Raw genomic sequence first — 16,463 nt, forward strand, 5'->3', positions numbered from 1 at the left:
TTTTCAAGCAATAATATAGCATGAATACTATAACGCAAAGTTCACACAAGTAATCATAACATACTGATAATTATAATATTATAACGATGTATAGTTCTGCAAAGACTTTGCAAATTTCTTACATCGGAATGCAGACGCAAGAGGTGGCTATTAAACCGAATCTGAGAGTTATACTTAAGTCTGATTCACAGATGATTGACGAAGTAATGGTAGTTGCTTATGGTACTACAAAAAAATCATCATTTACGGGAGCTGCTTCTACGGTAAGTGGAGATAAAGTATTAAAAGATATTCCTGTAACTTCATTCGAAGAGGCATTAGCAGGATCAACCCCGGGACTTACGGTGAACTCAACAAGTGGTCAGCCGGGAGCTGGTTTACAAATCAGAGTTCGTGGTACGGGTTCAATGAATGCTTCTAATGATCCGTTGTATGTAATAGATGGAGTTCCTGTCGTTTCTGGTGATATTGCTGTGTCAGCTGTAGATGGTGACTCTAAAGCATTTAATGTAATGGCTTCTATTAATCCGAGTGATATTGAAAATATTACTGTGTTAAAGGATGCTGCAGCTGCTTCATTGTATGGTTCACGTGCAGCTAATGGAGTTATTTTGATTACTACCAAGCATGGTAAAGTGGGTAAAACAAGAATTAACTTTAAAGCGAATTGGGGATTCTCTGATTGGGCAATGAAAAACAGAAAGAATGTGAATGGACAGCAACGTCATGAGTTAACATATGAAGCATGTTATAATGAGGCTACTCTGTACGGTATACCCGATGAAAATGGAAACTATAACGGTCCGGCTTCGGATGAAGAGGCAAGAGCTTATGCTCAGGAATTTGCTGAATATTTTGCAGATTCTAATTATAATGTAGATTGGGAAGATGCTTTTTTCCGGAAACATGGTTCCTCGCAAAATTATGAATTCTCGGCACAGGGTGGAGACGAACGTAATTCATTCTTTGCATCATTGGCATACAAAAAGGAAGATGGAAAATCCAAAACTTCATCCATAGATGGATTTATCGGACGTGTAAATGCAACTCACAAATCGGCTGATAACAAATTGCAGATGGGAGCTAACATTTCTTTGTCTAAACAGAATTCTTCGGTAACAAGCGAAGGTACTGCTTATGCTAATCCTTTCTTTTTACAAAGTTTCATTTGTACACCTAATATGCCTATATATGATGAAAACGGGAATTATTATCTGCATCCGGTTTTACAGCAAGTCTTTCCGCATACGCACCCTGTAGAAGATATTAATCTGGATAAAAATCAGTCGAAAGTATTCAGAAGCTTTAATAGTTTATGGGCATCTTACGAAATTATTGATGGACTAATTCTTAAAGAAACTGTAAGTTATGACTATGTTAATAATACATCTATAACTTATTGGCCGGTAAATTCTAATAATGGACAGTTGCTAAATGGACTTGGAGCAACTTATCCGTATCAGTATCATAATGTATATTCTTCAACTACATTGAATTACGTTAAAACATTCAAAGAAAAACACAATCTTGATGTACTTGTGGGTTGGGATGTAGATGATCGCAAAAAGGAAGCGGTTAGAGCAGCTTCTACCGGTTATCCTCATGATAAATTGCCTGAGTCTGTTAATGCTTCTACTCCGGCAGAAGGTATGGCTTATTATACAGAAGACCATTTGTTGTCTTTATTATCACGTGTCAACTACGACTATGATAATAAGTATTATGTTTCGGCAAACTATCGTCGTGATGGAAGTTCCCGGTTGGGTGCCAACAATCGTTGGGCTGACTTCTGGTCTGTATCTGCAGCATGGAGATTAACGCAAGAGAAATTTATGAAGGACATACATCAGATCAATGACCTGAAAGTACGTGCTTCTTATGGTATTAATGGAACATTACCCAATTCTCTGTATGAACATCTGAGTTTGTATGGTTACGGTTATAACTACCAGGATATTGCCGGTTCTGCTCCTGTATCTGTTCCCAATCCGGATTTGTCATGGGAAAAGAATAAAAACTTTAATATTGGTTTTGATGGTCGTTTCTTTGATCGGGTAAGTGTGAGTTTTGACTATTACTCACGTAAGACAACCGATTTGTTGCAAGATGTACCTACTTCTATGGTCGTTGGATTTAAAACGATGCTGAAAAATGTGGGTGAGATGACCAACAAAGGTGTTGAGGTGGACATCAACGTAGATATCTTCAAAGATACATCTGTGAAATGGACTTCCGGGCTTGCTCTATCACACAACAGTAACAAAATCTCCAAATTGTATGAAGGTAAAGATATTATTGATGGTACGAGTATACTGCGCGAAGGCGAATCTTATTATTCCTGGTGGAGCCGTGAATGGGCAGGTGTAGATCCGCAAACAGGTGAAGAATTATGGGTGCTGAATACGAAAAATGCTGATGGTAGTTTGAATAAAGAATTGACTACGGATCCCGCTAAAGCTCAGCGTGTTATTATAGGTAAACCCGATCCGAAACTTACCGGTGGATGGAGAAATAGTTTCTCTTGGAATGGACTTGAATTGAATATGCTCTTTAACTTCTCACTCGGAGGAAAGGTATTCGATACAATGAGAACAAGTATTACTGATACAGATGGTTATACAATTTTCTATAACTCTTCTATTGATCAGTTAGACAGATGGCAAAAGCCCGGTGATAAAACGGATGTTCCAAGACGTATCAATAACTATCAGTACGGTAATTATGGAAGTTCACGTTTTATGAAAGATCTTAATTATCTTCGTTTGAAGAGCTTGAGTCTCTCCTACACACTTCCTTCAAGATGGACCCGCAAAGCACAAATGGAAAATGTACGTCTGTTTGTGTCGGGAAGTAACTTGCTGACATGGACTTCTTATAAAAATGTAGATCCGGAGCAACCGATTGATGGTATTCCGACATTTGCATTTCCTACTTTGAGAAGTGTGACATTCGGTATTGAAATTGGATTATAATTATTAATGCAAAAAAAGAAAATGATGAAAAAATTGAATATACAATCAATCTTTACGACGGTCATTGTAGCGACTTCCGTATGCCTCACTTCCTGTGATGGATACCTTACTACATTACCTTCTGATTCTTTGGTTAGTGATGGAGCCATTACTACTGCAGAGGATACAAAAACAGCTTTGAATGGAGCCTATGCAGGATTGATAAGCGTATCTGATAAAGATAACACCAGCTATTATTATTATGGAGTTGATTTTATAGCACGTGCAGAAGTAGGAGGAGACGATACGCAGACGAACAAAACAAGTGATCGTACAGAACAATACTATCGATACACGTATCGTCAGAATAATGCTCCCGACGATCTTTGGTTTCCTCCTTATGCAGTTATCAACCGTGTCAATGTATTACTGGAAGCAATAGATAAAGGGGAAGTTCCAATGTCTGATGTGGTTAAGAATTCAAAAGGCGAAGCCTTAGCCATCCGTGCATTGGCTCATTTTAACTTATTGATAACCTACGGAGCTCCTTATCTGAAAGATAATGGCGCTTCTTTGGGAGTTCCGGTTGTGAAGGAGGTATTAACTGCTGCAGAACTTCCTGCGCGTCAGACTGTAGCTCAAGGGTATGCAGCTGTATTAGAGGATTTAACAGATGCATTGAGCTTTATTGATGAGAACAAAAATTACGGTCACTTTAATAGATGGGCTGTAAAAGCATTGTTGGCTCGTGTCAATCTTTATAAAGGTGATTATGAAGCTGCTTATGGCTATGCGAAAGACGTAGTGGAGAATGGGCCTTATGAACTGATTAAAAATTCAGATTATGTAGATTCGTGGAAACTGGAAGAAACGAGTGAGTCTATTTTTGATTTGGCTTTATCCAGTACCACTTATGCAGGAGGCCGTGAACTTTGGGGAGCTGTGGTTGCTCCTTCTGAGTACGGAGCTGTTGTGGCCACTAAGGATTTTCTTGATTTGTTGAATGAGGATCCTAATGATGTGCGTTTAGGTTTATTGGTTACGGATAAAAATGGCACGAAACGTACTATTAATAAATATCCGGGACGTGCAGGTTCAGTAGCTGTTAATAATGTACGTGTCATTCGTTTATCTGATATCTATTTAATTGGTGCTGAAGCTGCATTGAAGAAATCTGCTCCGGATCAGACATTGGCAGACGATTACTTATATAAGATTCAGAGTCGTGCTAATTCTGCAACTGTAAAAACTACAGCTACCTTGGATTTGATAATGAAAGAGCGTCGTAAAGAGTTGGTATTAGAAGGACACCGTTTATATGATGTACTTCGTCAAGGTATCGAAATCACCCGTAAAGGTGGAAATCATTTCTTGAATGCGACTGACTTGGTGACAGTTAACTGGAATGATTATCGTACCATTATGCCGATACCACAAGCTGAAATAGATGCTAACACAAATATTCAGCAAAATCCGGAGTATAATTAAGTTGGAATTCTAGCCATATATAATAAGGTGGCTATAATTATAAATAAAGTGTTTTGGGAGGTCGTTCTTGTGAAAGAATGACCTCTATTTTTCCTTACCTAATGCAAAAGTATATAGGATTGATATTCTGCTTAAATAAATTAATGTATTATATTTGTGGCGTTACAAACCACTCTCAAAATAAAGTGTTTATGAAACGTAATCTATTCTGGCTCTTTTTATTCACTTTCTCTTTATCATGGGCAGACAATGTGCCTGTGTCAAAAGCAGAACAACTGGCTCGTAACTTCTTTGGAATTCACGAAACTACCCGGGCAGGTGGTAGTATGCAACTGGAGTATGTCTGGGATGGTGAGGATGTACAAACACGTGCAACGACCTCATCACCAGCCTTTCATGTTTTTAATCGTATACCGGAAGGAGGTTTTATCATTATTGCGGGTGATGATGTAGCATCTCCTGTACTGGCTTATAGTGATGCCGGAGAATTTGAAGTAGAAAATATGCCTTCCAATCTACAGGGGTGGATGCAATATTACCGTGAACAGATTAACTGGGCCAGAGAACAGCATATAACTCCGTCTGAATCGGTTATGAAACTTTGGGAACAATTGCAACGCGGGACTTTGGCTGATGATGCAGAAAAAGAGGTTTTATTGAATACAGCTCTTTGGAATCAGAATGCTCCTTATAATAACTTATGCCCCAAAATATCCGGAAGTTCTACTCCTACAGGTTGTGTTGCAACTGCACTGGCTATTGTAATGAAATACAATCGTTGGCCGGATCAGGGAAGCGGCGGGACATGTACTTATACTCCTTCCAGATATGGAAGTCAGTTATCTGTAACCTATAATGTTCCATATCAGTGGGATAAAATGTTGAATGTATATGAGATAGGAAAGTATGTAGAATCCAATGCTGCTGCTGTAGCAACATTGATGTATCACTGTGGGGTGTTGTCGAATATGGAATATGCGCCAAATGGAAGTGGAGCCTTTACTTTGATAGCAGCCAGGGGAATGATAGAGTATATGAAATATGATAAAAGTATGGCTGTATTGCAACGGGAGTGGTATACGGATGATGAGTGGGACGCTTTATTGAAACAAGAGTTGGACGAAGGACGGCTTGTGATCTATGGTGGCAGTAATTCCAAAAGAGAAGGACATCAGTTCGTTTTTGATGGTTACAAGGCTAATAGATATCATGTTAATTGGGGATGGGGCGGCATGGCCAATGGATATTATTTATTATCTACTTTGGAGCCCGATCAGCAGGGTATCGGAGGTAATTCAGGGGGAGGATTTTCGATAGGGCAGGATGCTGTAGTCGGCATAAAGAAAGCCGAATCCGGTTCCGGTTATCGTGATTTGCTATATTTTTTTGATGGAACAACAAGTTCCGGAGAAGCTTTTGCCGGATTGACAACTACAGAGACTGATTTTCGTCTTAACACTTCGTTTAAGGTGAAAGCCGGATTTATAACGAATGCCGGTCTTCGTGACTTTTCCGGAATCGTAGCTTTGGCTTTGGTAGATAAACAGGGAAAGGTGAAACAACTTATATCGGATTCTAAAAATATTGACCTGAGTGCGATGAATGCAGCAGGGCAAATATCAGGTAATGGAGTTATTTTTTCTTGTAAAATTACTGAGACACTTGTTGGAGGCGATCGGATCAGGATGGTGTACAGAGCCAGAGATAATCAGAATGATTTTGAGTGGGAAAGCGTAAAAGGAGGAAGCGAAGTCTCTACGGAGATTCTTGTCAAAGAAGATCTGACAGGAATAAATCATGTTGAACAAGATAATATAGTACCCGTTACAGTTATATATAGGGATGATCGAATCATAGTGAAATCCTCTGTCGCAATGACCAGACTGATGATTTATGATATGCAAGGACATTTGTTGGAAGGGGCAGAATGCCATGGAAATATGGAATTTAGCCTGTCTTGTAAAGATTATATTCCGGGTATATATATTTTGAGAGCTATTACTACAGAAGGAGTTGGTAGTAATAAATTTGTAATAAAGTGATTGTTTTAAGAGCGTACTTCTGATTATACTGAACCGGCAAGTTTGAGATAAATGGCATTCTCACTTGCCGGTTTTGCTTTTTATTACTATTTTTGTTTAAAATCGTGAAATCAGTTGTATGAAACAAAGCCTTTATTTATCAGGATGTATGTGTATTGTGTTGTTGGCAGGTGCTTGCCGTACTCCGGGTATTCAACCACAAAAAAAACAAAACATGGATAGCCAGATAATAGTTACAACGACTTCTTCTAAAGGTGGAGCGGCCTCTGTAAGCTCTCCTCCTGTGTATATTTATAAAACGAGGGAGGACTACTCACACCTGGTTCCGGTTATCATGAATGATGCCCGTACCACTATTGTTTCTTATCCGCACCCGCGTGACCTTCGTATTGGTGACAAACTGTGTTTGCCTACACTTCTGGAAAAAGGCTATTGGCTGGACAATAGAGGTATTAACCGGAATGTCGTCTTTCTTTCCTATACATACGAGGAGTATAGTCAATTGGCCAGTGCACCCTCTATGGAGGAATTGATGACACATATTCATGATAAATATCCTTTAACCGAATGGCATGAGTGTGGACGCCGGGCAGATTATAAAAACATTGTTTCTGAATTAAATAAACTTATAGAACAAGGCTTTCTGCAAAAATAACTATATATTTGCGCACATTATTATAGATAAGAATAAAGAATGAAAGAATTTATAATCTCCGAAGCTCAGGTCGAAACAGCGGTACTCGTAGGACTTATCACGCAGACGCAGGATGAACGTAAGACGAAAGAATACCTTGACGAACTGGAATTCCTTGCCGAGACGGCTGGGGCGGAAGTTGTGAAAAAGTTTACCCAGAAGTTACCGACAGCCAATTCTGTAACTTATGTGGGAAAAGGAAAACTGGAAGAGATAAAGGAATATATCCTAAACGAAGAAGAAAACGAACGGGAAGTAGGAATGGTTATCTTTGATGATGAACTTTCTGCCAAACAGATACGTAATATTGAAGCGGAGCTGAAGATTAAGATATTAGATCGTACTTCGCTCATTCTCGATATATTCGCTATGCGTGCCCAGACTGCCAATGCTAAAACACAGGTGGAACTGGCGCAGTATAAATACATGTTGCCTCGTTTGCAACGTTTGTGGACTCACCTTGAACGCCAGGGTGGTGGTTCAGGTTCGGGTAGTGGTAAAGGAGGTTCGGTAGGACTTCGTGGACCAGGTGAAACGCAGCTTGAAATGGACCGCCGTATTATCCTCAATCGTATGTCATTGCTTAAAGAGCGTTTGGCTGAGATTGATAAACAGAAATCTACGCAACGTAAGAACCGTGGGCGTATGATCCGTGTAGCTCTTGTAGGATATACTAATGTAGGAAAGTCAACTATCATGAACCTTTTGGCCAAGAGCGAAGTATTTGCAGAGAATAAGCTTTTCGCTACGCTCGATACTACAGTGCGTAAGGTGATTATAGAAAATCTGCCTTTTTTGTTGTCCGATACTGTAGGATTTATTCGTAAGTTGCCCACAGACCTCGTAGACTCTTTCAAATCTACCCTCGACGAGGTGCGTGAAGCCGACCTGCTACTACATGTTGTAGATATTTCTCATCCCGGTTTTGAAGAACAGATTGAAGTGGTGAACAAAACACTGGCTGATATCGGTGGTGCCGGAAAACCAATGATATTAATTTTTAATAAAATAGACGCTTATACTTATATAGAGAAAGCGGCTGACGACCTTACCCCCAAAACAAAGGAAAACTTAACACTCGAAGAACTGATGAAGACGTGGATGGCTAAAATGGAGGATAATTGCCTCTTTATTTCCGCCCGCGAACGAATCAACATAGAAGAACTGAAGAGTGTTGTTTATAAACGCGTAAAAGAACTACACGTACAGAAGTATCCCTATAATGATTTTCTTTATCAGACTTACGAGGAAGAATAATTATTCGATGTACCAATATGCCAATGTGCCAATTGGTTGCGCTATGCCACCGAAAGGTATTGGCACATTGGTATATTAGCAAATTGGCAAATTATTTTATTTATGGGAAAAGATTACAGAAGATTGACTGAAGACGAAGTGCTTCAGTTGAAGAGCCAGTCGTGTCTGGCTGATGATTGGGGAAAAATCTCTGTGGCCAAGGACTTTACTACCGAGTATGTGCACCATACCCGCTTCTCAGGCGAGGTAAAACTCGGAGTTTTCCAGTCGGAGTTTATTTTGCCGGGTGGAATTAAGAAACATTCCGGGCTACGGCATGTCACCTTGCACAACGTAACAGTAGGAGATAACTGCTGTATTGAAAACATTCAGAACTACATTGCGAACTATGAAATCGGAGACGATGCATTTATTGAGAATGTTGATATTATTCTTGTAGATGGTCGTACCACTTTTGGTAATGGAGTAGAAGTTGCCGTATTGAATGAAACCGGTGGACGGGAAGTACTGATCAATGACAAACTTTCGGCACATCAGGCCTATATTCTGGCTCTGTACCGTCATCGCCCGGAACTAATCAGTCGTATGAAGGAAATTACCGATTATTATTCCAATAAGCATGCTTCTACTGTCGGAACAATCGGAAATCGGGTCATGATACTCAATACCGGTTCTATTAAAAATGTGCGGATAGGAGATTGCTGTCATATATGCGGGACTTGTCGTTTGTCAAATGGCAGTATTAATAGTAATGCAATTGCTCCGGTGCACATCGGGCATGGAGTCATTTGTGACGATTTCATTGTTTCTTCCGGTTCGCATATTGATGACGGAACGATGTTGACCCGTTGTTTTATAGGACAAGCTTGTAGACTGGGACATAATTATTCGGCTTCGGACTCTTTGTTTTTCAGTAATTGTCAGGGAGAAAACGGTGAAGCATGTGCTATTTTTGCCGGACCTTATACGGTGACACATCATAAATCAACTTTACTGATTGCCGGTATGTTTTCATTCATGAATGCTGGTTCAGGCTCTAATCAAAGTAATCATATGTACAAATTAGGTCCTATCCATCAGGGAACAATGGAACGGGGCGCGAAAACAACTTCTGATTCTTATATTCTCTGGCCGGCGCGTGTAGGAGCTTTCTCTTTGGTAATGGGGCGTCACGTGAATCATGCGGATACATCTAATCTGCCGTTCTCTTATCTGATAGAACAACAGAATACCACTTTCCTTGTCCCTGGAGTTAATTTGCGTAGTGTAGGAACCATTCGTGACGCTCAGAAATGGCCGAAGCGTGATAAACGAAAGGATCCGAACAAGCTGGATTATATTAACTATAATCTATTGAGTCCTTATACCATTCAGAAGATGTTTGCAGGACGTACTATTCTGAAAGATTTGAAGCGTGTATCGGGTGAAACTTCGGAGACATACTCTTACCAAAGTGCTAAAATAAAGAATTCTTCGCTTAACAGTGGTATTCGTTTTTATGAGATAGCTATTCATAAATTTTTGGGTAACTCTATTATTAAACGCCTCGAAGGTATTAACTTCCAAAGCAATGAAGATATTCGTGAACGCTTGAAACCGGATACTGAAATAGGTACGGGCGAATGGGTGGATATTTCCGGATTAATTGCTCCGAAGAGTGAGATAGAGAAACTGATGTGTGGCATTGAGAGTGGAGAAATCAATCGTCTGAAAGAAATCAATGCCTGTTTCTCTGAGATGCATAATAATTACTATACCTACGAGTGGACGTGGGCGTATGGTAAGATACAGGAGTTTTACGGACTCGATCCCGAAACGATTACTGCTAAAGATATTATTGATATTGTACGTTCCTGGAAAGAAGCTGTTATCGGGCTGGATCGTATGGTCTATAGTGATGCACGCAAGGAGTTTTCCCTGTCTTCAATGACTGGCTTTGGTGCCGATGGCTCTGATGATGAAATGAAACTTGACTTTGAACAGGTGCGTGGTGATTTTGAGAGTAATCCGTTTGTAACCGCTGTATTGCAACATATTGATGATAAGAATGCTTTGGGCGATGAATTGATAAATCGTATCGGGCAGTTGGGGTAAAAGACGAAAATAGGATATCTATCACCACAGAATATTCTGTGATGATAGATATTGAAAGATACTTATTTTTGAAGATTTTCTTCTCTGTATTTGGTAGGTGTGCAACCTACCATTTTTTTAAAGAATGTACTGAAATAACGTTGACTGCTAAATCCTACCGCTTCTGATATTTCAAGCATATTGCAATTTGTTTCGCGTAACATTTGTATTGCTTTTTCTATGCGGAAGTTATTGATGCAATCATTGATACCCATATAGTTCAGAGCTTTTAGTCTGTTATAAAGTGTGGTTCGCGCCATTCCCATTCTTTCAGCAATGAAGTCTACATCTAAATCTGGATTGTTTAGATTTTCTATAATAATACCATTTAATTTGAATAAAAATTGTTCATCTGCATTGCTTGGTTCTTTTCCTTCTATTGATATGCCATTGGAGTGATTACGATAGTGCTTTTGCAGTATTTTTCTGTTTTTTAATAGGTTATGTACTATTACAACTAACTCTTCTACCTCAAATGGTTTTGTCAGATAAATATCGGCACCCGATTTGTATCCGAAAGCTGTACTTTCGATATCCGTTCGGGCAGTGAGTAGAATAACAGGAATGAAACATGTACTTTCTGTTCTTTTGATTTGCTGACAAAGTTCTAATCCGTCTCCTCCTTGCATCATGATATCACTCACAATGATATCAGGCAATTTCTGTGTGGCAATCTTAAATGCATCTTTTCCATTGTTAGCTGTATATGTGTTCTGGAAATATTCTTTCATGGCCTCTTTGAGGAAATTACATAGTTCTATATTATCTTCCACTATTAGTATAGAGTAATTCTTTGTGTCGAACGCTTCCTCTTCCTTATTCGTTTCTTGCTTTTCTCTCTCGGGAAAGCGTAGTATATCGTTGAGTGATATGTTTATAGATTGTTCTAAGGCTTTCTCACTTTCTCTTTCCGGTAGTTCGAAATAGAAAGTTGCTCCCGCTCTTTCGTTGTTATATGCATTAATTTTACCTCCTTGTAATTCTACTAAAACTTTTACATAAGATAATCCGATACCACTTCCTTCTTTAGATTTCTTTCCTTGATAGAAACGCACAAAAAGATGTTTCATATCTTCTTCATCCAGTCCGATACCTTCATCGGTTACCGAAATGCATATATATTCTTTTTCTTTTCGTGTTGTTAAGGTGACTGTACTTCCTTCCGGAGTAAATTTCAAAGCATTCACCAGTAGATTGGATACGATCATTTCGCACTTGTTTGTATCAAATGTCCAATCAGTAATCAGGCTATCCAGATTGTATATCAGTTGCACTCCTTTATTGGTGAATTCGTCTGTAAAGCTACCGGCAATGTCTTTCAGCCATTTGTTGAACGGGACAGTAGAAAGATGTAATACATTTTGTCCCATTTCTATACGGCGTACATCTAATACCATTTCTATTAGATTTTTCATTCTTCGAACTTGTTTGCATATGCTTTCCAGTTGTTCTTTCAATTTGTTGTCGGTTATTATGTCTTTACTTAACACGCGTTTGAGTGGAGCATATATAAGCATAAGAGGAGTCCGTAACTCATGACTCATATTGATGAGGAAACGTATTTTTTCTTCATTCATATTCTGTTTATGTTCTTTTAGTTTCCATTGCAATTTACGTTCTTTTTTACGGTTGTAATAAATAACATAACAAATGCAGATAGCTATAAAAAGGACAATTAATAACAGTTTAAGATAGGGACTTTGCCACCAGGGGGTAGGGATCTCTAAGCTGAGTATCGGCGTCGTTGTTGTCCAGCTACCATTTCGGTTGCTACATGAAACAGACACTTCATAATGGCCGGGAGGGAGCGAATAAAGTGCCAACGAAGGTGCATACGATTCAATATCACGTGCCAGACCTGAAATGTGAAACCTGTATATTCTCCGTCGAAATACATCTTCTTCGTTCCTTATTAATTTTATGATAAGTGATGTATAGTGATAGGGTATAGTCAGTTCGCCTGTTTCCGAAACCTGATTTGTAATGATTGCTCCGTTCAGTTCCACATCCATTAGTTTTATGGTAGGGGTGTTACTGTCTTTAAACGGATAGCCTTTGCAGATACGTAACAAACCGTTCGCTCCACATAGATAAATATCTCCCGACTGGGATATCGGGCTATTGGTGTACATGTATTCATTGGCTAAAGCACCATCGTTTTCATCAAAAATAGTGAATCGCTTCTCTGATATTGAATAAGCAAACAGCATGTTGCGAGCACCTACCCATATTCTTCCTGTAGGGTCGTAAATGGCTGTTCTTGCTTCACTGAATAAAGAAGTCTCTATCTTGTCGACCGATTTATTTTTCTGGTTGTATTTCATTAGTCCCCGATTGGTTGCCATCCAAAAATCCCCTTGAGGATCGTTGCATACCCCATTGATGGTGACGTTTACATTGGTATAATAAATTGGGAATAAAGTTTGAGTCCGATTGTCCACTCTGAAAATATTCTTGACTCCGCATAGATAAGCTACCGAGTCGGTTGAGGCAATCACTTTCAGATTACTGATAGGAGTATCTGTATCTTTTCTTATGCCCTCCATCTGGAGAGGAATAAGCTGGGCTGTTTTTAGGTTATAGATATATACCTGTTCTGCCAGTATGTAGTATTTGTCCGGAGAAAATTGATGTATGTTGATGCCTATTCCTGTAGAATTGATTTGCTCTCTAAGATTTTGGTCCATAAAGTTACATGGACGGCAAACTCCTGTCATTTTATTGAAAAAATAAAGCCCTTTTCCGAAAAAAGAAACAACTAACTCTTGCTGGCTATATCCTGCTATCGATACTACTTTCTCTTTGCTGCAGGCAGGATAATGCATGAATGTGTTTTCTGTCTGATTCAAGCGGTTAATGCCACCGCCGTCCGTTCCTACATACATGAAATTATCCTCTTCATACAAGCATAAAGCAGTTTTATTGCTTAGTCCATAAATATTGTTTAATGGTGCATCCTGAAAAGTGTGCATATATACTTCACGGATGTTTAGAAGTCCACTTCGGATAGTACCTGCCCATAAATTCTGTGAATGATCCACATATAGACTCTTTATAGAATTTGCTGGAAGTGAGTTACTGTTTCCAGTCTGGTATTCAATTGTACGGAAAGTGTTGGTGGCAAGATGAAAACGTGCAATTCCACCTCCATCAGTAGCTATCCACAACTCATCTTTATAAGTAAGCATATCTAATATGATATCGTTGCACAACTCCGAATTTCGTGTTGAATAGCGGCCGATTTCATGACCATTTACGTCATAACATACAATTCCTTTGCCATAGGGCGATAACCATAGATTTTTGTGTTCATCCAGAAAATAGGAACTGATATGTTGTTCCTGGCATGGGGCAAAAGGAGTTAGTTGGTGACTGTCTGCATGATATAGATAGACCCCTTTCCATTGTGTTCCTACTATGTATATGTTTTCTTTCCAGGGTTTGATATATGTAAAATAGTCACTGATAGCTTTTCCATTATTAACAACAGGGAGGCTGTGCAACTGCTGATCGGCATAACTATATATCCAAAGGCCTGTTCCGGCAAATAGAACTCCAGTATCTAACAAACAGGCGGCTTTTGCCTGTACCGGAGCATTGTTATAATATAATAGAGTGAAATTATCTTCTCCCCGGTTATATAGCGATAGTCCTTCTTGGGTTCCTATCCATAGGTTGAGTTGGGAGTCTTCTTTGAGAAAGCAGATATCATTGTCTGGTAGAGATTTGAGAGAATACGAATCGTAAAAGTAATTTTTAAGTTCGTATTGATCGAAACGGTTTAGGCCCATTCGGGTTCCTATCCAGATTATTCCTTTGTAATCTTTGAGTATACAATTGACTGTTGTCTGTGAAAGACCTTCTTTCAAAGATAATTGTTTAAAATAATAGTCAGGGAAAGCGTATGAAGGAGAAACGGTGCATTGTATTAGTAGAATACATCCGACGAACCGGCATAAGCTGGTTAGTACATTTATATAGTTTCTCATAATAGGTTTTTCAAATTTGTCTGGACAAAATTAAAACAAATGTAACAGATAAACAAAAAGTGCAAGATAATAATGAGTTTTTAATTACAAGATAATGTTGTTGTATTGTTATTAATATTGTTAACTCATATCTTTAACTCTATATTTGAAGCATGCCAAAGTATATACTATTAGCGTTCTTCATCAATTTAGTTGAAAGCGTAATCCTAATGAACTGATGTTGGTGTATTGAATGTACTATCCTGATGAAATTAATAAAGGTTTTGAGAAATGCAGTTATCCTGTCTTTTTGTTTCGATATGATTGATTTTTATGACACCTTTATTCTAATTATTGCTGTAACTGGAGAATAAACTGCATAATAATATAAATTATTATGCACATTCTGTCGTATAATCTTTCTTTGTTTGGATAACTATGCACATTCAGCCGGAATGTTATCCTAATTTCCCCGGTATGATAAGTTCGGTTTCTCTACGAGGAACGACTCGAACCTCGTAGAGAAACGATTCGAGACTCTACGAGAAAAAATAAAAACCGCCTTAAAAAACATTTTGGACGCTAACTGATAGCTAAATTCGCTCCATTTTTAACTATTAAAAGTATAATCAAATAAACTAATGATATTGAATTGTGTAATGAAGATCGAAAAAAATGAGATGCTTTTGTTATATAATTCTCCGAAAATCGTACAATAGGAATAATCAAAATCGGAAATGCCGAAGATTTTTATCACCTGTGAGAAACCTTCTCGTAATTAGAGGATTCCAGAGGATCAGGAATGTCACTTTGTCAAATTGTAAGTAGGCATGTACTGTATATTTCTATCGTACAATACTCAGAACCGTACAAGAATAAATCTTTCAACTAAATTGGCAAAGAAACCAATCTTGGTATGTATAAGTGTATACTTTTAGCATCTAATAGAAGCGCCATTAACACATGCTTAAGTGTACACTTTTATAATATTTATAAATATTTTTTTTTAAAGTATTGGTTATTAGTGATTTATGAACCGAAAATATGCCATGTCGTTTTTGAGGAATCTTTTTCTCATATAGGAACTAAGTTATAAAAAATATGCAATCGGTACTCTACTTCATATTTATGGAAATTTCTGCAAGCTTTTCGGAATCGGAGTAAACTACCGTTCTACATTCTACTGCATCGGTTTGCCGAATCCTTGGAAATATGAGTATTTTGTGAATATCGATTTTTAATTCCGTATATTACTCTGGAAATAGAATATTATACTCCTATTGAATCATATTTATTTTTATTTTGATGTTTCAAATTGTTTAAATATGCCCGAGATTGTCCTGAATATCCTTTAAAGAATGATTTTAGAAAAAAGTTGAATGATTTGAAACATCGGAATATTTTTGATTTCGTATTATTGCCCAACATAAAGAACCTTAATTAGATAATACCTTTTTGAGTTAACATTATTAATACTACATGCTATGAAAACTTTTTTCCTTTTCTTGTTATTTTCAGCAACTATTGCTGTTAGAACAAATGTTTCTGCACAAACTGTGCAGTTACAGTATTCTTATGACAGTGCCGGTAACCGGGTTTCTCGTCTTTTGGTAACTTCCCGATCTTTTTCTCCTTTTATCGAAAATGATTCTTTAGAGAATGATACTTGGGAAAATAAACTATCCAGAGAGAATATTCGTGTTTATCCAACTCCTGTAATAACAGATTTAACTGTTAGCTTGTCCGGATTACCGGAACCGGGTGTCGGCACATTACAACTTTATGATATGCAGGGGAAACTGTTGTTGAAAGAAACAGTTCGTACAACGGAAACAGTGACCTCTATGCGGGAATTCATTCCGGGTGTATATATCATGAAGCTGGTTTTCGGACAGATGCAGTCTGCGTGGAAAATTATCAAAGAATAGCC

Annotated in this window: 8 protein-coding genes; 7 read left to right on the forward strand and 1 reads right to left on the reverse strand. The window is 38.3% G+C overall.

Features of this window, described 5'->3' with window-relative positions:
• Positions 1–86 precede the first annotated feature (86 nt).
• The 6 genes from QX565_RS08265 to QX565_RS08290 all read left to right on the forward strand — a co-directional run bounded on the left by QX565_RS08265 (position 87) and on the right by QX565_RS08290 (position 10,526).
• Positions 87–2,972: a SusC/RagA family TonB-linked outer membrane protein gene (locus tag QX565_RS08265; RefSeq protein ID WP_289292411.1), complete on the forward strand. Its 2,886-nt coding sequence runs from the start codon at positions 87–89 to the stop codon at positions 2,970–2,972.
• 21 nt (positions 2,973–2,993) lie between these two features.
• Positions 2,994–4,439 carry a RagB/SusD family nutrient uptake outer membrane protein gene (locus QX565_RS08270; protein ID WP_289292413.1) on the forward strand — a complete coding sequence of 482 codons (1,446 nt, stop codon included), beginning with the start codon at positions 2,994–2,996 and terminating at the stop codon, positions 4,437–4,439.
• Positions 4,440–4,630: 191 nt separating this feature from the next.
• On the forward strand, positions 4,631–6,481 hold the full coding sequence (locus QX565_RS08275; protein ID WP_289292415.1) for a C10 family peptidase: 1,851 nt from the start codon (positions 4,631–4,633) through the stop codon (positions 6,479–6,481).
• Between the two features lie 118 nt (positions 6,482–6,599).
• Positions 6,600–7,136 carry a hypothetical protein gene (locus QX565_RS08280; RefSeq protein WP_289292416.1) on the forward strand — a complete coding sequence of 179 codons (537 nt, stop codon included), beginning with the start codon at positions 6,600–6,602 and terminating at the stop codon, positions 7,134–7,136.
• 39 nt (positions 7,137–7,175) lie between these two features.
• Positions 7,176–8,432 (forward strand): GTPase HflX, encoded by a 1,257-nt coding sequence (hflX, locus tag QX565_RS08285; protein WP_289292418.1) that lies wholly within the window; start codon positions 7,176–7,178, stop codon positions 8,430–8,432.
• 102 nt (positions 8,433–8,534) lie between these two features.
• A complete protein-coding gene (locus tag QX565_RS08290; RefSeq protein ID WP_289292420.1) occupies positions 8,535–10,526 on the forward strand; it encodes a DUF4954 family protein in 1,992 nt (663 codons plus the stop codon).
• 62 nt (positions 10,527–10,588) lie between these two features.
• Here QX565_RS08290 and QX565_RS08295 read toward each other — a convergent pair whose 3' ends face one another.
• On the reverse strand, positions 10,589–14,554 hold the full coding sequence (locus QX565_RS08295) for an ATP-binding protein (protein ID WP_289292422.1): 3,966 nt from the start codon (positions 14,552–14,554) through the stop codon (positions 10,589–10,591).
• Between the two features lie 1,463 nt (positions 14,555–16,017).
• Here QX565_RS08295 and QX565_RS08300 point away from each other — a divergent pair.
• On the forward strand, positions 16,018–16,461 hold the full coding sequence (locus tag QX565_RS08300; RefSeq protein WP_289292424.1) for a T9SS type A sorting domain-containing protein: 444 nt from the start codon (positions 16,018–16,020) through the stop codon (positions 16,459–16,461).
• The last annotated feature ends 2 nt before the right edge of the window (positions 16,462–16,463 follow it).

This window comes from Bacteroides sp. 41_26, from assembly GCF_949740115.1.
In the GTDB taxonomy this organism is placed as follows: Bacteria; Bacteroidota; Bacteroidia; order Bacteroidales; family Bacteroidaceae; genus Bacteroides; species Bacteroides nordii.